18 protein-coding genes and 1 other RNA gene are annotated in these 19,290 nt (G+C 62.0%); 4 read left to right on the top strand and 15 right to left on the bottom strand.

The window, feature by feature from the left end:
- Window positions 1–3: 3 nt before the first annotated feature.
- From L1071_RS06635 to rsmI, 13 genes are all read right to left on the bottom strand, one after another.
- Complete coding sequence (locus L1071_RS06635) at window positions 4–948, bottom strand: D-alanine--D-alanine ligase (protein ID WP_246970206.1); 945 nt, start codon at window positions 946–948, stop codon at window positions 4–6.
- The gene (gene murC, locus L1071_RS06630; RefSeq protein ID WP_246971126.1) at window positions 945–2,357 is read right to left on the bottom strand and encodes a UDP-N-acetylmuramate--L-alanine ligase; all 1,413 of its coding nucleotides are present in this window, start codon (window positions 2,355–2,357) and stop codon (window positions 945–947) included. The genes L1071_RS06635 and murC overlap by 4 nt, the downstream gene beginning before the upstream one ends.
- A gap of 40 nt (window positions 2,358–2,397) precedes the next feature.
- A complete protein-coding gene (gene murG / locus L1071_RS06625; protein ID WP_246971123.1) occupies window positions 2,398–3,459 on the bottom strand; it encodes an undecaprenyldiphospho-muramoylpentapeptide beta-N-acetylglucosaminyltransferase in 1,062 nt (353 codons plus the stop codon).
- Between the two features lie 32 nt (window positions 3,460–3,491).
- Complete coding sequence (gene ftsW, locus L1071_RS06620; protein WP_246970203.1) at window positions 3,492–4,676, bottom strand: putative lipid II flippase FtsW; 1,185 nt, start codon at window positions 4,674–4,676, stop codon at window positions 3,492–3,494.
- On the bottom strand, window positions 4,670–6,037 hold the full coding sequence (gene murD / locus L1071_RS06615) for a UDP-N-acetylmuramoyl-L-alanine--D-glutamate ligase (protein ID WP_246970201.1): 1,368 nt from the start codon (window positions 6,035–6,037) through the stop codon (window positions 4,670–4,672). The genes ftsW and murD overlap by 7 nt, the downstream gene beginning before the upstream one ends.
- A 1-nt stretch (window position 6,038) precedes the next feature.
- The gene (gene mraY / locus L1071_RS06610) at window positions 6,039–7,121 is read right to left on the bottom strand and encodes a phospho-N-acetylmuramoyl-pentapeptide-transferase (protein ID WP_246970199.1); all 1,083 of its coding nucleotides are present in this window, start codon (window positions 7,119–7,121) and stop codon (window positions 6,039–6,041) included.
- Between the two features lie 9 nt (window positions 7,122–7,130).
- Complete coding sequence (locus L1071_RS06605; protein WP_246970197.1) at window positions 7,131–8,489, bottom strand: UDP-N-acetylmuramoyl-tripeptide--D-alanyl-D-alanine ligase; 1,359 nt, start codon at window positions 8,487–8,489, stop codon at window positions 7,131–7,133.
- Entirely contained in the window at window positions 8,486–10,015 is a 1,530-nt protein-coding gene (locus L1071_RS06600) for a UDP-N-acetylmuramoyl-L-alanyl-D-glutamate--2,6-diaminopimelate ligase (protein ID WP_246970195.1), read from the bottom strand. The genes L1071_RS06605 and L1071_RS06600 overlap by 4 nt, the downstream gene beginning before the upstream one ends.
- Window positions 10,015–11,727 carry a peptidoglycan D,D-transpeptidase FtsI family protein gene (locus L1071_RS06595; RefSeq protein ID WP_246970193.1) on the bottom strand — a complete coding sequence of 571 codons (1,713 nt, stop codon included), beginning with the start codon at window positions 11,725–11,727 and terminating at the stop codon, window positions 10,015–10,017. Before L1071_RS06595 ends, L1071_RS06600 begins: the two co-directional genes overlap by 1 nt.
- On the bottom strand, window positions 11,724–12,050 hold the full coding sequence (gene ftsL / locus L1071_RS06590; protein ID WP_246970191.1) for a cell division protein FtsL: 327 nt from the start codon (window positions 12,048–12,050) through the stop codon (window positions 11,724–11,726). The genes L1071_RS06595 and ftsL overlap by 4 nt, the downstream gene beginning before the upstream one ends.
- An 8-nt stretch (window positions 12,051–12,058) precedes the next feature.
- Complete coding sequence (gene rsmH / locus L1071_RS06585) at window positions 12,059–13,054, bottom strand: 16S rRNA (cytosine(1402)-N(4))-methyltransferase RsmH (RefSeq protein ID WP_246970188.1); 996 nt, start codon at window positions 13,052–13,054, stop codon at window positions 12,059–12,061.
- A gap of 97 nt (window positions 13,055–13,151) precedes the next feature.
- Window positions 13,152–13,505: RNase P RNA component class A (gene rnpB, locus L1071_RS06580), an RNA gene on the bottom strand.
- A 66-nt stretch (window positions 13,506–13,571) separates the two neighbouring features.
- Window positions 13,572–14,432, bottom strand: coding sequence for a 16S rRNA (cytidine(1402)-2'-O)-methyltransferase (gene rsmI, locus L1071_RS06575; RefSeq protein WP_246970185.1), 861 nt, complete (start codon window positions 14,430–14,432; stop codon window positions 13,572–13,574).
- A gap of 165 nt (window positions 14,433–14,597) precedes the next feature.
- Here rsmI and L1071_RS06570 point away from each other — a divergent pair, with 165 nt between their 5' ends.
- Genes L1071_RS06570 through L1071_RS06555 form a run of 4 tightly spaced genes read left to right on the top strand, consistent with a single transcriptional unit; the run spans window position 14,598 to window position 17,946 of the window.
- Entirely contained in the window at window positions 14,598–16,403 is a 1,806-nt protein-coding gene (locus L1071_RS06570) for a penicillin-binding protein activator (protein WP_246970183.1), read from the top strand.
- Complete coding sequence (locus L1071_RS06565) at window positions 16,384–16,755, top strand: YraN family protein (protein WP_246970181.1); 372 nt, start codon at window positions 16,384–16,386, stop codon at window positions 16,753–16,755. The genes L1071_RS06570 and L1071_RS06565 overlap by 20 nt, the downstream gene beginning before the upstream one ends.
- A 20-nt stretch (window positions 16,756–16,775) precedes the next feature.
- Window positions 16,776–17,369 (top strand): phosphoheptose isomerase, encoded by a 594-nt coding sequence (locus L1071_RS06560; protein ID WP_075369821.1) that lies wholly within the window; start codon window positions 16,776–16,778, stop codon window positions 17,367–17,369.
- A gap of 10 nt (window positions 17,370–17,379) precedes the next feature.
- Window positions 17,380–17,946 (top strand): BON domain-containing protein, encoded by a 567-nt coding sequence (locus L1071_RS06555; protein WP_246970179.1) that lies wholly within the window; start codon window positions 17,380–17,382, stop codon window positions 17,944–17,946.
- 30 nt (window positions 17,947–17,976) lie between these two features.
- Here the strand turns inward: L1071_RS06555 and L1071_RS06550 are convergent, their stop codons facing one another.
- A complete protein-coding gene (locus tag L1071_RS06550; protein WP_246970177.1) occupies window positions 17,977–18,462 on the bottom strand; it encodes a ClpXP protease specificity-enhancing factor in 486 nt (161 codons plus the stop codon).
- A 65-nt stretch (window positions 18,463–18,527) separates the two neighbouring features.
- Window positions 18,528–19,154, bottom strand: a complete 627-nt coding sequence (gene sspA / locus L1071_RS06545) for a stringent starvation protein SspA (protein WP_246970175.1) — start codon at window positions 19,152–19,154, stop codon at window positions 18,528–18,530.
- Window positions 19,155–19,290 lie beyond the last annotated feature (136 nt).

The following is a 19,290-nucleotide window of genomic DNA, read 5'->3' as shown; positions in this document are numbered from 1 at the left end:
GCGTCACTCACCGGTCGTGGTGTCGAGAATTCGCAACACCAGCGCGTCGAAGTCGAGACCCGCATGCGCTGCCGCCTGCGGCACCAGGCTATGATCGGTCATGCCCGGCACCGTGTTGACTTCGAGAAGCCAGAAGCGTCCCTGCGCATCGCGCATCACATCGACACGTCCCCAGCCGCTACCGCCGATCACCTCGAACGCGCGGCGGCACAGCTCGCCCAACGCCCGCTCATCGGCAGCCTCGAGACCGCAAGGCAGTAGATAACGCGTGGTATCGGAATGATACTTGGCCTGGTAATCGTAAAAGCCGCTGGGCACCTCAACGCGAATCGCCGGCAAGACCTCGTCGCCAAGTAGCGACACGGTATATTCCTCACCCTGCACGAAACGTTCGGCCATGATGGCGCTATCGAAGCGCGACGCTTCGGCATGCGCTGCGATTAACTCTTCCCGTGTGCCGACGATACTGATCCCGAGGGTCGAGCCTTCATGCACCGGCTTGACGATCAAAGGCAGCTCCAGGGTCTCGATGACGGCATCCCAGTCCACCGCCCCTTCCAGCATGACGCTTTCCGGTGTGGGCAGACCATGGGCACGCCAGAACTGTTTGGTGCGTTCCTTATCCATCCCCAACGCAGAAGCCAGCACACCGCTGCCGGTATAGGGGATATCCAGCAGCTCCAGAGCGCCCTGCAAAGAGCCATCCTCGCCGTCCCGGCCGTGCATGGCGATGAAGACACACTCCGGCGCAAGCGCTTCTAACCCACTCAGCCCACCGCCGGCGAAATCGAATCCGCGCACGTCCACACCGCTACGCTCGAGCGATGCCAGAATCGCGCGACCACTGAGCAACGACACTTCACGTTCAGCGGAACGACCACCGTATACCACCACGACGCGTCCCGGATGCAGGCGCTTTGGGTCCTGGTTCGTCACGCTGTCATTCATAATTCCATTCCATCCAGATGTAACCGACAACCGGCAAGGCGCAACGAGATCCCACCGATATCACCGGCGCCTTGGGTGATCAGAATATCGTCGGGGCGCAGCACGCGTGACAACAGCGCCGGCAGCTCCTGCTTGCTTTCGACGAACAGCGGATCGACCTGGCCACGTTGACGAATCGAGCCGGCCAATGTCCGACCCTCCGCACCCGGAATGGGGGCTTCCCCGGCGCTGTAGACATCCAGCAGCAACAGCGTATCCACGCCCGAAAGCACACGCACGAAATCCTCGTACAGATCACGCGTGCGCGAATAGCGATGCGGCTGGTACAGCATGACCAGACGACGCTCGGGCCAGCCCGCACGCACCGCGTCGATGACCATTTCCACCTCACGCGGATGGTGGCCGTAATCGTCGACCAACATGACCTCGCCATCGGCAGCCGGCGCCGGAAACTGTCCATGTACCTGGAAACGCCGCCCCACGCCGGCAAAGTGTGCCAGACCACGCTGGATGGCCGCGTCATCGACGCCCGCATCGCTGGCCACGGCGATCGCCGCCAACGCATTGAGAGCATTATGGCGCCCCGGCATCCCCAACTGGATCTCGAGCGGTGCCATGCCCGGCGGGCGCTCGGCGGTAAAATGCACCACGCCACCGCGCTGGACGAAATCGCATAATCGGTAATCGGCATCCTCGGCGAAACCGTAGGTGACGAACTGACGCTGGAGGCGCGGAATCAGACTACGCACGTTGTCATCGTCGAGGCACAGCACCGCCAACCCATAGAAGGGCAGATTGTGCAAGAACTCCAGGAAGGTATCCTTGAGCCGCGTGAAGTCGCCCCCGTAGGTCGCCATGTGATCGGCATCGATATTGGTGACGATCGAGACCATCGGTTGCAAGTGCAGGAACGAGGCATCCGATTCGTCGGCCTCGGCCACCAGGTAATCGCCCTCGCCCAGGCGTGCGTTGGCGCCGGCACTGGTCAGCTTGCCGCCGATCACGAAGGTCGGGTCGAGCCCTCCCTCACCGAGCAGGGTCGAGGTCAGGCTGGTGGTGGTCGTCTTGCCATGCGTTCCCGCCACGGCGATGCCATGGCGAAACCGCATCAATTCGGCAAGCATCTCCGCACGCCGGACGACGGGAATGCGATGCTCGCGCGCCCAGCGAATCTCCGGGTTCTCGGTGTCGACCGCCGTGGAGACGACCAGCACATCGGCGCCCTGGGCGTGCTCATCGACGTGCCCAATGCACACGCGAATGCCGCACTCGCGAAGATGTCGCGTGACAGGCGACTCACGCAGGTCGCTGCCGCTGACCGCATAGCCCTGATTGGTCAGCACTTCGGCGATCCCGCACATGCCGGCACCGCCGATGCCCACGAAATGAATATGATGAATGCGGCGCATACCCAACCCGGTGCGGCTCGGGCGAGTTGGACCGGGAACGTTATTGGCTGTCAAGATTTGCCTCCATGCACCCTGCCACCATGCGCTCGACCGCTTCCAGGCGCGCCTCGGAGCGTGCCGCGATCGCCATGGTGGCCAAGGTCTCGGGTTCGAGAAGTGCCGCCAATGTCTCGGCGAGGCTCGCCGCCGACAATTGTTCCTGCGGCATCAAACGCGCGGCGCCGGCATCGACCAATTGCCGCGCGTTGAGTGTCTGATGATCGTCGACGGCATGCGGAAACGGCACCAATACCGAGGGCTTGGCCGCTGCAGCGAGTTCGGCAACCGTCAAGGCGCCGGCACGACAGACAATCAGGTCCGCCCAGTCATAGGCCGCCGCCATATCGTCGATGAAGGCGCTGACCTCAGCGTTGACCTCCACCTCGGCGTATTCCGCTTGCGTCGCGGCTTCCTTGTCGCGCCCTGCTTGATGACGCACCGCAGGACGACTTGCCGCCGGCAATTGCGCCACAGCGCGGGGCACATGGGTATTCAGCGCCTGCGCCCCCAGCGAGCCGCCCAATACCAGCAACCGCAAGGGCCGCGCGCCAAGCGTCTCGACATCCCGCGGGGTCTCGCCCAACGTCGCGATGTCACCGCGCACGGGATTGCCCACCACCTCCGCCTGGCGTTCGCCGAACGCACCTGGAAACGCGGCATAGACGCGATCCGCCAGACGCGCTAGATAGCGATTGGTCATCCCGGCCACGGCGTTTTGTTCATGAATGATCAAACGCCGCCGCATCAACCAGGCGGCCAGCCCGCCGGGACCACTGGCGAAACCGCCCAGCCCGATCACCAGTTGCGGGTCGAATGTGGCGATCACCTGGCGTGCCTGCCAGACGGCCTTGGCCAGGCGCCATGGGGCCAACAGCCACCCGGCGATACCGTTTCCACGCAGGCCTGAGACTTGCACGCGATGCAGGGGGATATCCGCCGCCGGTACCAATTGGTTTTCGATGCCCCGAGGGCTGCCCAACCATTCCACCACGACACCGCGCTCGCGCAGCGCCTTGGCCAGCGATAGCGCAGGCACCACATGGCCGCCGGTCCCGCCGGCCATGATCAGAACACGGGACACTTGCTGGTCAGGCACTAGCGCTCTCCTCTTTCTTGCTTCTTGGCTTGGCGTGCCGCCTGGGTGGCACGTGTCTTGGCCCGCATTTCGGCATCGACGCGCAGCAACAAGGCGACCATGACACAGCTGACCGCTAGGCTGGAGCCTCCATAACTCAAGAGCGGCAACGTCAGCCCCTTGGTGGGCAGCATGCCGGTGCTGACGGCGATATTGATGAATGCCTGCGCCCCGAACACCAGCGAAATGCCATAACACAGGCAAGCGGAGAAGGCCCAGCCACGCAACTCGGCCTTGCGCCCGATACGGAGACCACGAAAGACGAGCAGAGCGAACATGCAAACGACGCCGACGGCCCCGATCAGCCCCAGCTCTTCCGCCAGCACCGCGAACACGAAATCGGTATGCGCCTCGGGTAGATAAAACAACTTCTGGACACTGTTCCCGAGCCCCAGGCCCAGCCAATGCCCGCGCCCGAAAGCGATCAATGCTTGCGTCAACTGATAGCCACTGGAGTACTGATCGGCCCAGGGGTTGGCGAAGCTGGTAATGCGCTCCAGACGATAGGGCTCGGCCACGGCCAGCAAGCCACCGGCGGCTACTACCACGATCATGACGAGCCCAAAACGTCCCAACGGCGCACCCGACATCAACAGCATGCCCATCATGCAACTGCCGATCACCACGACGGCACCGTAGTCCGGCTCGAAGATCAACAGCGCCACGTAAACGCCCAGCACCACGAACGGCCGCAAGAAAGCGCCCCAATCACGACGCACCTCGGGCAGGTAGCGTTGCAAGTAGTCGGCGAAGTAAACGATCAGGCAAAACTTGGCAACTTCCGAGGCCTGGATATTGGCAAAGCCCAAGGGGATCCACCGCTTGCTGCCATTGACTTCGTGACCGATGAGCAGCACCGCGATAAGCAGCACGATACCCAGCAACAGCAACCCCGGCCCCCAGGAACGCCAGCGCTCGAGCGGTATACACAACGCCACAAGCCCGAGCAAGACCGAAAAAAGCACGAAAATGCCATGCCGAATACTGAAGTAATAAGGGTTCCCGGTAAGACTGGTCGCGATCTCAGACGACGCCGAGGTCACCATTATCCAACCCACCAACAACAACGAGAATGTCGCCAGCAGCAACCACCCATCGGTAGCCTGTCCTCGGGTGGAAAGCCGCTTTTCCCAACGCGCTAGCATGTCGTCGCTCCGCCCTGCGTCAGCCACTGTCGGAAGGCGTCACCGCGCGCCATGTAATGAGGAAACTGATCGAGGCTTGCGCACGCGGGCGACAGCAGAACAGCATCGCCGGCACACGCAATGGCCTGTGCCCGTCGCATGGCGGCGTCGAGGTCGGCAACACGGGTGACCGGGACATGCCCGGACATGACATGCTCGAGACGCTGAGCATCACGCCCGAACACGACCACCTCGCGCGCATAGCGCCTCAGCGGCTCGACCAGTGGTGTGAAATCGGCGCCCTTGCCGTCACCCCCCGCCAGCAAGATCAGGCGCCCCTCGAGTACCGGCCCGACCCCGTCAATCGCCGCCAATGTCGCGCCCACATTGGTGCCTTTGGAGTCGTTGATCCAGCGCACCCCGTCGCGCTCGACTACCAACTCGCCTCGGTGCGGCAAGCCAGGAAAATACTCGAGTACGCGGCACATCGCCGCCAGCGGCAGTTCCAATTGCGCGCCCATCGCCAGGGCCGCCAGCGCATTGGCATGATTGTGCCGCCCCGGCATACGCACATCCCGCGTCGGCATCAGTGGCGTGTCACCGTGCATGAGCCAGGATTCCCCTGCATGTTCGGCGATGCCCCAATCGTCGCCAGCAGGGGAGCCGGTAGTGAATCGTGCCACTTCGTGGACCTCGGCATCAGGCCATGTGGCGGCATCGTCGGCATTGACGACGGCATGCCGCGCGCCGCGAAAGACACGCTGCTTTGCCGCCCGGTAGCCATGCATGTCGCCATGGCGATCCAGGTGGTCTTCACAAAGATTGAGAAACGCCGCCGTCTCGGCACCCATCCGGGCGGTGGTTTCCAACTGGAAACTGGAGAGTTCGAGCACGAACAGCTCGGCGTCCGGCACCTGGGCGAGCAGGTCGAGCGCCGGTGTGCCGAGATTCCCCCCGACCGCGACGCGTCGCCCCGCTTCTCTCGCCATTTCGCCGAGCAACGTGGTTACCGTCGACTTGGCATTGGATCCGGTGATGGCGGCGATCGGTGCGCGACACGCACGCACGAAAAGCGCGATTTCGCCGACTATGGGTGGGCCTTCGCCCTCGGCATTCGCGTACTCGGCAAGCCCTGGCGTGCGTAAATCAATCCCTGGGCTAACCACGATTTCACGCGCCTGGCGCATATCCAGCGCTTGCAGCGGACCGCACGCCACCTCGACGTGCGGATAAACAGCGCGAAAAGTCTCCAGGCCGGCGGGCGTCTCGCGCGTATCGGCGATCATGAACGGCACCCCCTGACGGGTCAGATGCCGCGCGATCGCCTGGCCGGAGACGCCTAACCCGATGATCAACGTATAGTCGGCGGGCACCTTGGTCATGTCAGCGAATCTTCAACGTAGCCAGTCCCAGCAATACCAGCACGACCGTAATGATCCAGAAACGCACGATCACCCGCGGCTCCGGCCAGCCCTTGAGCTCGAAATGGTGGTGCAGCGGGGCCATGCGGAAGATGCGTCGCCCCGTCAGTTTGTAGGAGCCCACCTGCAGGATCACCGAGACCGTTTCCATCACGAACACGCCGCCCATGATGAACAGCACGATTTCCTGACGCACGATGACGGCGACCACGCCCAGCGCCGCGCCCAATGCCAGCGCCCCGACATCGCCCATGAACACCTGGGCCGGATAGGTGTTGAACCACAGGAACCCCAGTCCGGCCCCCGCGATGGTGCCGCAGAAGACGGCCAATTCGCCGGCCCCCGGAATCAAAGGAATATGCAGATATTGTGCGAAGACGGTATTCCCGCTCGCATAGGCGAAGATCGCCAACCCCATGGCAACGAGCACCGTGGGCATAATCGCCAGGCCGTCGAGGCCATCAGTGAGATTGACCGCGTTGGAGCTGCCGACGATGACGAAATAGGTCAGCACGATATAGAACAGCCCCAGCGGCACTACGACGTCCTTGAATAAGGGCACGATCAGGCTGACTTCGACGGGGCTGGCAGCCGTCAGGTACAACACCGCCGCCGCGCCGAGGCCAATGGCCGATTGCCAGAAATACTTCCAGCGTGCCGGTAGACCGCGCGGGTTTTTCTCCACGACCTTGCGGTAATCGTCGACCCAGCCGATGGCACCAAAGCCTAGCGTCACGGCCAACACCAGCCACACGTAGTGGTTGGTCAGATCTCCCCATAGCAAGGTACTGATGGCGATGGCGATGAGAATCATCGCGCCGCCCATGGTCGGCGTGCCGGCCTTGGAAAGATGCGATTGCGGTCCATCGTCGCGCACCGCTTGACCGATCTGACGCTCGACCAGGCGTTTGATGACCTGAGGCCCCAACCATAGGCACAGCATGAGCGCGGTCAGCGTTCCCAGGATTACGCGCAGGGTCAGGTAGTTGAAAACGTTGAAGGCGCTTTGAAAATTCGCCAATAAGTCAGCCAGGAAAAGCAGCATGAGTCGCGTTCACCTTGGTGCATCCGTGCGCAGTTCGGCAATCAAGCGTTCCATGCCGGCACTGCGCGACCCTTTGACCAGCACACTGGCCCCAGAGGGGAGATGGTCGTGGGCATAACGCACGAGCGTCGCCCAATCATCGAAATGACACGCCGAATCGCCGAATGCCGCCACCGCAGGGCGAGCATCGGCACCGAACGTGCCGAGAAAGTCGATCTTCAGTTCCCGCGCGGCACGGCCTAGCTCAGCGTGCAAGCGCTCGCTATCGCAGCCCAGCTCTCCCATGGCGCCCAAGAAGCACCAGCGAGGCGCGGGCATATCGGCCAGCACCGCCAAGGCGGCGCGAACCGCACCGGGGTTGGCATTGTAGGTATCGTCTAGCAGCCGCGAGCCGCGCAGCCCCGGCACGCTCGCCATGCGCCCCGCCATTGCCTCACAGGCTTCGAGCCCGGCAACGATATCCTCGCCCGAAACACCCAGTGCCCATGCCGCCGCCGCACTGGCCAGCGCATTGAGCACATTGTGGCGCCCCAGCAGGGCCAGTTGAACCCGGCCCAATGGCTCGCCATCCACGGATAGCGTGAAAGCATAACGCCCGGCGTCGTCACAGACCAGCGCCTGGGCACGCACTCTCGCCGTGGCGTCGAGCCCGAAATCGAGCACCTCAGCTTCGCCGGCCAGTTCCCGCCACAGAGGATAAAACCGATCGTCGCGATTAAGCACCGCCGTACCTGAGGCCGGCAGGCCCTGAAGAATTTCCGCCTTGGCCTGCGCGATCTGCCCGAGACCACCGAACTCGCCGATATGCGCGCCCGTGACATTGGTAATCACCGCCACATCGGGACGTGCCAGCGCCGTCGTCCAGGCGATTTCCCCCAGGTGATTGGCGCCCAACTCGATGACCGCACGGCGATATGCCGGCGACAAGCCCAGCAATGTCTGCGGCACGCCGATATCGTTGTTGAGATTACCTTGCGTGGCGAGGGTGGGCTGCGAGCAGGACAAGATCGAGGCAAGCATTTCCTTGACCGTAGTCTTGCCGCTGTTGCCAGTAACCGCCACCAATTCACCCGACCAGGCGCGCCGACGAACGCGTCCTAGCATACCCAGCGCCAGGCGCGTGTCGGCGACTTCGACCTGGACCAAGGCACTCGCCACGGGGCGCGAGACGATCGCCCCGGCCGCTCCCTTGGCGCGCGCCTCTTCCAGGAAATCATGGCCATCGAAGCGCTCGCCGACCAAGGCCAGGAAGACGTCACCCTGGGCTATACAGCGTGTATCGCTCACCACCTGCACCGCCTCGGCATCCTCCGCAGGAGGCGACACCCCCAGCCAGGCGGCGATATCGTGTAGCGTCGTCGCGCTCATGCCTCATGCTCCCGGCGTCGGTCGAGTGCCGCCTGCACCACCTCGACATCGCTGAACGGATAACGCCGGCCGTCGATATCTTGATAGGTTTCATGTCCTTTGCCAGCGATCAGCACGATGTCGTCCGCACCGGCTTCCTGCAAGGTATGCTCGATCGCCTCGCCACGTCCCGCCACGCATTGCGTGCAAGCCTTGCCTGTACTCGAGAGCCCAGCCACGATCTCGTCGCGAATCGCCGCTGCCGGCTCGCCACGCGGGTTGTCGTCGGTGACCACCAAGCGGTCGGCCAGCGCCTCGGCGGCTTGCGCCATCAGCGGACGCTTGCCGCGATCACGATCACCGCCGCACCCAAAAACGCACCATAGCTTGGCCCCTTCTTCGGCGGGCACATGCGCGCGTAACGCATCGAGTGCGTTACGCAGTGCCTCCGGCGTATGTGCGTAGTCGACCACCACCGTCGGTGCGCCGTCCGCGACCAGTCGCTGCATGCGCCCCGGCACCGGCGCAAGCTTCGCCGCGGCGTCGAACAACGCGGTCAAGTCGCTTCCCAGGCCATAGAGTGTCGCCATCGCCAAGAGCACGTTGTCGAGATTGAAACGCCCCAGCAGCGACAGCTCCAGCTCACGCTCGCCCTCCGGCGTCGCGATCAAGGCACGCTGCCCGAGCGCATGCGGAAACCAGTCGATGACACGCAAGGTGGTCGCTTCATCACATCCCGTGGCGAGCACACGCACGCCCTTGGGCAGGCCAGCGAGCATCAACGGTGCCAAGCGATCATCGCCATTGACCACCGCCAACGATAGCTCGCGATGCTTGAAAAGACGCGCCTTGGCCGCTGCGTAGGCGGCCATGCTGCCGTGATAATCAAGATGATCGCGGCTGATATTGGTGAACACCGCCGCCTGGAACCGGCACCCGGTCACGCGCCCTTGTGCGAGCGCATGCGATGAGACCTCCATGGCGACACGCTCGATACCCTGCGCGCCCAGGCTCCCCAATGATGCCTGAAGCGCCAGCGGCCCCGGTGTCGTCAGTGCAGCGGACTCTAATTGCCCGGGGCGCCCGACTCCCAGGGTACCGATCACCGCCGTCGCCGTCCCCAGCGATTCCGACAGCGCAGCCATGTAATGGGTGACCGAACTCTTGCCATTGGTACCGGTCACACCAATCAACTCCAGCGTCTCGGGAACGGCGAACAAATAACGCCCGAACTCGCCGAGGTGCGCACGCAATTCCGGCACGCCGAGCACGCGCGCGTCCTGCAGAGGAACGCCTTCCGGCACCGCATCCTTATCGTAGAGCACCGCGTCCGCGCCAGAGGCGAGCGCCTGCCCGATGAAGGCACGTCCATCGGCATCCACTCCCGGCACAGCCACGAACACGACGCCAGGCCCCGCTTCGCGACTATCGAGCGTCATCTCGCAGGTAGATAGCGCAGGACACCAGCCCTCTAGCAGCGCGGGCGTGGCATGCGATGGCCAGAGCAACGCCAGGACGTCTACCAAACGTTGCGTATCGATTTCCATCACTCGGACGTCTCCTGTTTATCGGGGGGCACATCGAGAAGGCGCAGCGCCTTGCCGACCACACGACCAAAGACCGGTGCCGCCACCAGACCGCCGTAATAATCATCTCCCTTGGGATTGTCGATCATCACCACCGTCACGATGCGGGGGTCGGAGACCGGCGCGATACCCGCAAATAGACTGCGATAGGCTTTCTGCTGATACCCTCCGGCGGTCACTTTGCGAACCGTACCGGTCTTGCCTGCGATGCGATATCCCTCCACCATCGCGTGCGAGCCACCGGCATCGGGCTGGACGATCTTCTCCAACATGCCCAGTAACTCATGCGCGATCGTGGGTGACATGACCTGGTCACCGATCGGCGCCGAGGGGCGCTTCAACAGCGAGGGATGCAAACGCCGGCCATCATTGGCGATCGCCGTGTACGCACTGGCGAGTTGCAGCGGCGTCAGCGCAATACCATAGCCATAAGCCATGGACGCCTGGGCACTGCGCGATAAGCCGGTTAAAGACGGCAGACTACCACTGCCTTCGCCCGGAAAGCCGGTCCCCGGGGGCTGCCCTAGCCCCAACTTCTGGTACTGTTCCCAGATAGTGCCCTTGTCCAGTTGCAAGGCGATATGCGACATCCCGATATTGGACGAATGCAGCAGAATCCCCCCAGGGGTCAGCTTGCCGTAATTGCGAAAGTCGCTGATCGTGTACCCATCGATGACCATCCACCCCGGCGAGGTATCGATGATCGTATCGGGGTCGATTTTGTCCGTCGCCAACGCCGCCGACATTGCCAACGGTTTCATGACCGACCCCGGCTCGATGGCGTCGGTCACCGCCTGATTGCGCAAGCCATTGATGTCGATCGAAGTGCGATTATTGGGGTTATAAGACGGAAGGTTGGCCATCGCCAGGACTTCGCCACTGCGCGCATCCATCATGACCAGGGAGCCACCGTCGGCATCATGATCGTCGACGGATTTCTGCAATTCGCGGTATGCCATGTACTGCAAGCGCAGGTCGATCGATAGCGTCAGATCGCCCCCTGGCTTGGCATCCTTGAGCAAGTGTAGATCGCGCACCAGACGGCCCTTGCGATCCTTGAGCACACGACGCTTGCCAGGCTGGCCACTGAGATAGTCGTCGTAGGCCAGCTCCAAGCCTTCCTGGCCATGGTCGTCGACATTGGTGACACCCACTAGCTGCGCGGCAACATCCCCCGAGGGGTAATAACGCTTGTACTCGTCTTTAGCGTAAACACCCGGTATATCGAGATCGCGGGCGGGTTTTGCCGCTTCTGGTGTCAGACGCCGCCGCAGATACATGAACTCATGTTCGGAATAACGCTCGACACGCGCTTCGAGTGCATCGGGATCCATTTTCAAGGCGCGCGCAAGTGTCGCCAGTTGGATCGGGTCGGAAGGTAGCTCCTGAGGGTTGGCCCATAGCGTGACCACCGGCGTGGAGATCGCCAGCGGATCGCCATTGCGGTCGGATACCATCCCTCGGTGCGCATTGATCGGCTCGACACGCAGCGTTCGCGAATCGCCCTGGTTTTGCAGGAAGTCACGATCGATGACGTTGAGATAGGTGATGCGACCGACCAGAGCGCCCAGCCCGATGATGATGATGGCCAGCAAGAAAAGGTAGCGCCCACGGCCCATCGGCCCGTTATTCGGCGCACGACGCCCCGTGGTGGATCGACGCTCGCGGCTCATGGACGAATCACCTCGACGTCATCGACATCAGGGACGCGCATTTCCAGGCGTTCGACGGCCATGTCTTCCACCCGTGCCGGCGCCGACCAAGTACTCTCCTCGAGAAGCAGCCGCCCCCAAACGGTCTGCAAGCTATCACGCTCGCTTTCCAGCTCTTGAAAACGCGCATATTGCACACGCGTCAGGTGGGTGCTGGCAATGGATGCCAGCGAACTGATCAGCATCACGCCAATCAGCACTAGCAGGATGATATGACGCCAACGCAAGCGGCTGGCAAACGGCCAGCCTGACTTGAGTGCGGTGTTTCGTCCTTGAGCCGCCATCACGAACCTCAGTCGAGTTTTCGGGCCACACGCATCACGGCACTGCGCGCACGCGGGTTCTCCTCCACCTCGCGCTCCCCGGGACGACTCGCCTTGCCGACCATGGCCAGACGTCGATTCAACTGCGTATCGCGAATCGGGAAATCGCGTGGCAGATGCGTATCGCCACGCGCTTGGTCGCGAATGAAGCGTTTGACCAGCCTATCCTCCAGGGAATGAAAACTGATCACCACCAAACGCCCACCCGGCGCCAGCGCCTCGAGTGCGGCGGCAAGCGCAGCCTCGAGCTGCTCGAGCTCACCGTTGATATGAATGCGAATCGCCTGAAACACCCGCGTCGCGGGGTGCTTGCCTTTCTCCCAGGCCGGGTGCGCGGCCTTGACGAGTTCCGCCAGGTCTCCGGTATGTGTGATCGGCTGCTCGGCGCGGCGCGCGATGATCGCCTTGGCAATGCGACGCGCAAAGCGCTCCTCGCCATAACGCTTGAAGACATCGCTCATTTCGCGCTCGGCGACACGGGCCAGCCAATCGGCGGCACTTTCTCCCTGGGTGGGATCCATGCGCATATCGAGCGGACCATCACGCAAGAAGCTGAAACCACGCGAAGGGTCGTCAAGCTGCGGCGATGAAACGCCGACATCGAGTAACACGCCCCCTAAGCGGCCGTGCAATGCATGGTCGCGGGCGATGCTATCCAGCTCGGCGAAGCGGCCGTATTGAAGGGAAAAGCGCGGATCGTCCAGTGCGGCGCCTTCGGCAAGCGCCGCCGGATCGCGGTCGATGGCCAACAAGCGTCCTTGTGGCGATAACCGCTCGAGGATCGCGCGGGAATGCCCACCGCGACCGAAGGTGCCATCCAGATAGCAGCCGTCGGGGTCGGTGATCAGTGCGTCTACCGCACCGTCGAGCAACACACTCGCGTGTCGGTAATCAGCCGCCCGATCATCGACCGCACTCGGCGTATCGGAAAGCGGGTCCTTCTCGGGATTGTCACGATGCTGCATGAATCACTCGGGCGTTAGGGCCTGCCGCCGCTGTTTTGGACCGCCCGAAGGCAGACATCGCGGCATGACGCGCACAGACCCGGAGATCTGAAATTCGAATGGGAGCCAGCCTATAAGCCGGGTTCTGTCGAGGACAGCCATTCCTCTAGGGGTCGCGTCACCACGACCCTCAAGCAACCTACCCGAACCCAGCGCGGGCCACGCCTTTGGGTTCCTATTTGGTCTTGCTCCGGGTGGGGTTTACCTTGCCACGCACTGTTACCAGGCGCGCGGTGCGCTCTTACCGCACCCTTTCACCCTTACCGGCGGGCCAAAGCCCGCTTAGGCGGTCTACTCTCTGCTGCACTTTCCGTCGACTCACGCCGCCCAGGAGTTACCTGGCACCCTGCCCTATGGAGCCCGGACTTTCCTCCCCCACGCAATACGCGGCGGCGACTGTCCGGCCGGCTCCCAAGCGCGCAAGAATAACAGCCCCTCGCAGGCCCCTCAAGCGCCCAAGCCCCGCCAGGGCACATTGTTACGCATCGCCGTCCTTGAGGGCCTGTGCGCATTGGTACCAATATTTCTTGCGCCCTCCCAGACGGCTGGCCACGACCGTCGCTGCGGCCTTGACGCCGACGCCTTCGGCAAGCATCGCTGCAAGCCATGCCTCGCCTTCGGCCGAGGCTTGCGTTTCGTCGTCCCGAGGCTCGGCGCCTGCCACCATGATCACGAATTCGCCACGCGCCTGGTTGGGGTCTTCGCGCATGCGCGTCAGCAATGTTTCGGCATCAGCGTCGAGAAAGGTTTCGAACGTCTTGGTCAATTCCCGCGCCAGAACCACGCGCCGCGAGCCGAATAGCGTCGCGATATCCTGAAGAGTCGCCTGAATGCGATGCGGCGATTCGTAATAGACGAGAGTTTCTTCACGCTCCAGCGCGGCTGTCAGACGCTGGCGTCGCGCGCCTCCCTTAGCGGGTAAAAACCCTTCAAAGAGAAAGCGATCCGTCGCCAAACCGGCCGCCGACAGCGCCGCGATCAGTGCACAGGCGCCGGGTATGGGAATGACTCGATGACCACTGGCACGCAGCTCCCGCACCACCACGAAGCCAGGATCTGAGATCAATGGCGTCCCTGCATCGCTGATCAACGCCACATCCTGACCGGAGGCCAGCGCATCGCGCAACGCCGTCACCCGCGACGCTTCATTGTGCTCATGCAGCGACACCAGCGGCTTATCAATGCCCAGATGGCGCAACAAGCGTGCGCTGTGCCGCGTATCCTCCGCAGCTACCCAGGACACCTCACCGAGTAGACGAGCCGCACGAGGACTCAGATCCTCGAGATTCCCAATCGGCGTGGCGACCACGTACAATGACCCTTCACATCCTTCGCTCATTCGTTAACATCCCGGTTGCGACGCTCTATTGGATAACTTGCGTCGTGTCATGTCGCCAGCGCCACGCGCCAGTGGATCATGCGGTCGGCGCCAGGCTCAGCATGCGTCAGACATCATCCGGAACAGGGAATCGTCCGAGTCACACCGCCATAAAGGAATGACACCATGCCCAAATCGTTGCGCAGCCTGTTCGGGCTCGCCTTGATCGCTCTACTCCTCGCCGGGTGCGCCAGCGGCCCGGGGCCCAGCGATACACGCCCCACCTCGCAGGGTCTCAGCGCCGGCGAACTGCTCGACAAGGCCCAGGAGCAATCTGCCTCGCAGGCAGCAAAAAGCAGGCTTCAGGCGGCCAATATCTTATCACGGCAAGGCAATGACGAGCAGGCGCTGGACATCGCTCGAGACCTTGATGCATCGCAGTTAACCCGCGAGGACCACATCGATCGGGCCCTTCTGATCTCCGAGCTCAGCCTGCGCAAGGAAGATGGCCGGAGCGCCCTGGCTGCCACACAGATACTCGACGACATCGGCGACATGCCGCGCGACGCGCAGCAAACATTACGCCATCGTCGCGGCCTCGCCCTGACACTGATGGGCGAATCGCGTACGGCGGCGGAGTCTCTGATCGATCTGCAACGCGACGAGGCACCTTTCGAACTCAACGACGACATCTGGAAACCACTGTCACGACTGAGCGAGAGCGCGCTCGACCGCATGGAGGACCAGGACGACACCCTCACCCAAGGCTGGGTCGAGCTCGCACGACTCTACCGTCAAAGCGGCGGCGACATGTCTCGCCTCACCGAGGCGCTGAACGATTGGCGCTCGAATTATTCCAACCATCCCGCTGCCCGCCGCCTGCCGAGCGACCTATCCGCACTGAAGGACCTGCGCGGCAATGACGTCAAGCACATTGCCATCTTCCTCCCTGAGTCCGGCCCGCTGGCCAACGTGGCCAAAGCGATCAAGAAGGGCATCGAGGCGCGTCACATGGATGCCCTCAATCAGGGCGAACAGACTCCACAACTGACGTACTACGATAGCAGCACGGGAGATATCGAAGCCCTGTATGCACAAGCCACCATGGACGGTGCACAAGTGGTGCTCGGACCGCTCGACAAGGATCAGGTATCGCAACTCGAGCAGCGTGATGACGTCGCCCTGCCGACACTAGCTCTCAACTACGGCGAGCACGATCGCAACCAAGCGGACGAGCTTTTCCAGTATGGGCTATCGGCCGAAGACGAGGCACGCCAGGCCGCCAAGCGCGCGCGCCTGGATGGCCATCACGAAGCCGCCGCACTGATTCCCGACAACGCATGGGGCGAACGCATCTTCAAAGCCTTCCGCACGGATTGGGAAGACCGCGAAGGCGAGCTCGATGCCGTCGTGCACTATGATCCCAAGGGCTCCGTCAGCGAGGCGGCCAAGCGCCTGCTGAATGCCAGCGGCAAGCGCAGTGGTAACGAGGATATCGACATGCTCTTCCTGGTGGCCTTGCCTAGCTATGCGCGCCAAGTGCCGCCCACGCTGGACTATTACTATGCGGGCGACCTCCCCGTCTACGCGACGTCTCAGGTCTACAGCGGCCAACCCCAACCGCGCGCCGACCATGACCTCAACGACGTAATGTTCATGGATATTCCCTGGTTGATACCGGATGCGGCGGCCGGCGGCGAAGAAGCATTGCCGTTCTACTCCACCTACCGCGAGCTCGGCGCCCAGGATGATCCAAGCCTGCTCAAGCTCAACGCCATGGGCGTCGATGCCTACGAACTAGCACGTCGTCTCCCGCTAATGCAGGCACTGCACTCGTTGGAAGTCTTCGGCGCAACCGGCACGCTTCAAGCACGCGAGGACGGACGGATCCAACGCACATTACCTTGGGCCCAATTCCAGTCCGGCGTGCCCGCACCGCTACTGACCGGCGAGTCCGACCTGGATATCGGCAATGTCACGCTCGACCCATGACCCACGGCGGCGCGGCCTCGAAATGGAGCGTCGCGCCGCCGACTGGCTGAGCACGCATGGCTTACAGTTGGTGGATACCAATCAGCACGCCAAGCGCGGCGAGATCGATATCGTCATGCGCGATGGCGAGACTTTGGTATTCATCGAGGTAAGGCATCGCACCCATGTCAGCCATGGGCATCCATTCGAGACCGTGACCGCTGCCAAGCAGCGCCGCCTGGTCAGCGCGGCACGTTTTTATCTCCATCGCAACGGGCTATCATGTGCATGTCGTTTCGACGTCGTAGGCGTCACCGGCACGCCACCCAACGTGTCGTTCGAGTGGATTCGTTCGGCATTCGACGCCTTTTGACCCAAGCAAGGCCTCTACCCATGGATTTTCAATCACGTATACTCGGCCACTTCAACGCCAGCATCGATGCCAAGACCTATGCCAGCGAGGTCCTGCCGGCCTTCATCGAAGTCGCTAGCCAGATGATGGTTCAGTGCCTCGTCAACGAAGGCAAAATTCTTGCCTGCGGTAACGGCGGTAGCGCTGGCGATAGCCAGCACTTCTCTTCCGAACTGCTCAATCGATTCGAGCGCGAACGCCCTAGCCTGCCCGCTTTGGCGCTGACCACCGACACCTCGACACTCACCTCGATCGCCAATGACTACAGCTATAACGAGATCTTCTCCAAACAGATACGCGCGCTAGGCCAGCCCGGCGACGTATTGCTGGCAATCTCCACGAGCGGCAACTCGGCCAACGTGGTACAAGCCATTCAAGCCGCACATGACCGCGACATGCATATCGTGGCATTGACGGGGCGCGATGGCGGCGACATGGCATCACTCCTCGGTCAGGACGACTGCGAAATCCGTGTTCCCTCCACATCTACAGCCCGCATACAGGAAGTGCACTTGCTTGCAATACACTGTCTGTGCGATCTCATCGATCAACAGCTGTTTGGCAGCACCGAATAAGGAATTCATCATGACACGACAGGTTATCCTCCCGCTTCTCCTTGGCGTCGCGCTAGCGCTGGCGGGCTGCGCTTCTCCCGCCACCGACAATCAGAACGGTGAAAACTACGGCAAGCGCACCCCCGGCATGAAGGTGGAAGACGACAGCATCCAGGACAAGATTTCCGACAATCTTGCCAGCACCGACGCACGCTTTCGCGACGCGCATATCAACATCGACAGTTACAACGGCATGGTGCTGCTGAGCGGTCAGGTAGCGAGCGACGAGCTCAAGAAAAAAGCCGGCAACGTAGCCGAGCAGGCTCGACAGGTGCGTCGCGTTCACAACGAGCTGGAAGTCGCCGCCAACTCCCCTATCGGCCAGCGCATGACGGATACCTGGATCACCGGACGGATCAAGGCGAGCCTCGCGACCGACGAGCGCATCGACGGCAGCCGCATTCGGGTAATCACCGAAAACAGCACGGTTTATCTGATGGGCATGGTGACCCACCAGGAAGCAGACGTCGTGACCAATATCGCTTCACAGGTGGGTGGCATTCAACGGATCGTCAAAGTCTTCGAATATCTCGATTGAGCGCCTGGCAGGGTCGAAGACCCTGCTTCTTCACTTCACGACACGCAGTGATGGGCGCCCCTTGGTACGCGGGGCGTCGTCACCTTCGCTCTCAGATTCACTGGCTTCTTCAGCGTCAGGCGACTCGACGCTTTCCAGCGCAGGACGCTCGCCATCATCTTGCGCCTGGGTGTCGTCACTCTCGCTTGCCTCAGCTTCCGGCATGACCGGCTCATGGCCAAAGACCATGCCGACCCCATTCTCACGCGCATAAAGTGCGATCAATGCGTCCATGGGCACGATGACCTGCATCGGCTGGCCGGAAAAACGCGCCCCGAAGGTCACGGCGGCATTCTCGATATACAAATCACGCACGGCGGAAGGCGCAATATTGAGGACGATTTGTCCGTTTTGCACAGACTGACGGGGTACGTTCACACCTTCACGCTCGGCATCGACAACGATATACGGCGTATGTTCGTTGTCCAGCAACCACTCATAGAGTGCACGGGCCAAGTAAGGGCGACTGGAAAGCATAGACGACTTCCTCTTTCGGTTCGCGGCAACGGTTCATCAGCGCTACACGCGCATGCATGGCAACGCTAAGTGCGCATTTCCTTCTCTGTCTCCAGCAGGGAAGCCTTGAAGGCATCACGACTGAAGAGGCGCTCCATGTAGTTCATCAGCGGCTTGACCTGCTTTTCCGGAAGCTCGACACCTAGTGACGGCAGCCGCCAGAGAATCGGTGCAATGCAGCAATCCACCAGCGAAAACTCATCGGTCATGAAAAACGGCATGTCCTCAAAGATCGGCGAAATCCCCGTGATGCTTTCACGCAGCTCTTTGCGCGCCTTCTCGGCTTCTTTCTTACTGCCGTGCTGAATCGTTTCGACCAACGGGCACCACTCGCGTTCGATGCGATGCATCCACAAACGGCTCTGCGCACGCGCCACAGGATAGACCGGCAGTAGCGGCGGATGCGGAAAACGTTCGTCCAAGTACTCCATCATGACCTTGGACTCGTAAAGCACCAGATCACGATCCAATAAGGTCGGCACGCTGTTGTACGGGTTGAGATCGGCAAGCTCTTCAGGGCGATTGTCATCGTTGACCTCGATGACATCGACGGCCACTCCCTTTTCCGCCAACACGATACGCACGCGATGGCTATAATGATCATCGCTGCCAGAATAAAAGGTCATCGACGACCGCTTGGCCACTACACCCATGAAACATTCCTCGCTTCAGTTCGAACCCAGATGATAACACGTTAATAGGGGGCACGAATGCCACCCGCCGCCACTCATTGAGCGTGCCAGGAGGGTAGATAAGGTCATGCCCCCATACAAGCGCCCCCTGTCGAGT

The organism is Chromohalobacter sarecensis (assembly GCF_023061135.1).
Lineage (GTDB): Bacteria > Pseudomonadota > Gammaproteobacteria > Pseudomonadales > Halomonadaceae > Chromohalobacter > Chromohalobacter sarecensis.
This window is presented reverse-complemented; position numbering and strand designations above follow the sequence as displayed.

Bases quoted from the DNA above. Each gene is read 5' to 3' on its own strand.
- L1071_RS06555 (WP_246970179.1), top strand. From the start codon at position 17,380: ATGACACGACAGGTTATCCTCCCGCTTCTCCTTGGCGTCGCGCTAGCG.
- L1071_RS06595 (WP_246970193.1), bottom strand. From the start codon at position 11,727: ATGAGCCGCGAGCGTCGATCCACCACGGGGCGTCGTGCGCCGAATAAC.
- ftsW (WP_246970203.1), bottom strand. From the start codon at position 4,676: ATGCTAGCGCGTTGGGAAAAGCGGCTTTCCACCCGAGGACAGGCTACC.
- mraY (WP_246970199.1), bottom strand. From the start codon at position 7,121: ATGCTGCTTTTCCTGGCTGACTTATTGGCGAATTTTCAAAGCGCCTTC.
- sspA (WP_246970175.1), bottom strand. From the start codon at position 19,154: ATGGGTGTAGTGGCCAAGCGGTCGTCGATGACCTTTTATTCTGGCAGC.
- L1071_RS06560 (WP_075369821.1), top strand. From the start codon at position 16,776: ATGGATTTTCAATCACGTATACTCGGCCACTTCAACGCCAGCATCGAT.
- rsmH (WP_246970188.1), bottom strand. From the start codon at position 13,054: ATGCAGCATCGTGACAATCCCGAGAAGGACCCGCTTTCCGATACGCCG.
- L1071_RS06635 (WP_246970206.1), bottom strand. From the start codon at position 948: ATGAATGACAGCGTGACGAACCAGGACCCAAAGCGCCTGCATCCGGGA.
- L1071_RS06600 (WP_246970195.1), bottom strand. From the start codon at position 10,015: ATGGAAATCGATACGCAACGTTTGGTAGACGTCCTGGCGTTGCTCTGG.
- L1071_RS06565 (WP_246970181.1), top strand. From the start codon at position 16,384: ATGTCACGCTCGACCCATGACCCACGGCGGCGCGGCCTCGAAATGGAG.
- rsmI (WP_246970185.1), bottom strand. From the start codon at position 14,432: ATGAGCGAAGGATGTGAAGGGTCATTGTACGTGGTCGCCACGCCGATT.
- murG (WP_246971123.1), bottom strand. From the start codon at position 3,459: ATGGCCGGCGGGACCGGCGGCCATGTGGTGCCTGCGCTATCGCTGGCC.
- L1071_RS06550 (WP_246970177.1), bottom strand. From the start codon at position 18,462: ATGCTTTCCAGTCGCCCTTACTTGGCCCGTGCACTCTATGAGTGGTTG.
- ftsL (WP_246970191.1), bottom strand. From the start codon at position 12,050: ATGGCGGCTCAAGGACGAAACACCGCACTCAAGTCAGGCTGGCCGTTT.
- murD (WP_246970201.1), bottom strand. From the start codon at position 6,037: ATGACCAAGGTGCCCGCCGACTATACGTTGATCATCGGGTTAGGCGTC.
- L1071_RS06570 (WP_246970183.1), top strand. From the start codon at position 14,598: ATGCCCAAATCGTTGCGCAGCCTGTTCGGGCTCGCCTTGATCGCTCTA.
- murC (WP_246971126.1), bottom strand. From the start codon at position 2,357: ATGCGCCGCATTCATCATATTCATTTCGTGGGCATCGGCGGTGCCGGC.
- L1071_RS06605 (WP_246970197.1), bottom strand. From the start codon at position 8,489: ATGAGCGCGACGACGCTACACGATATCGCCGCCTGGCTGGGGGTGTCG.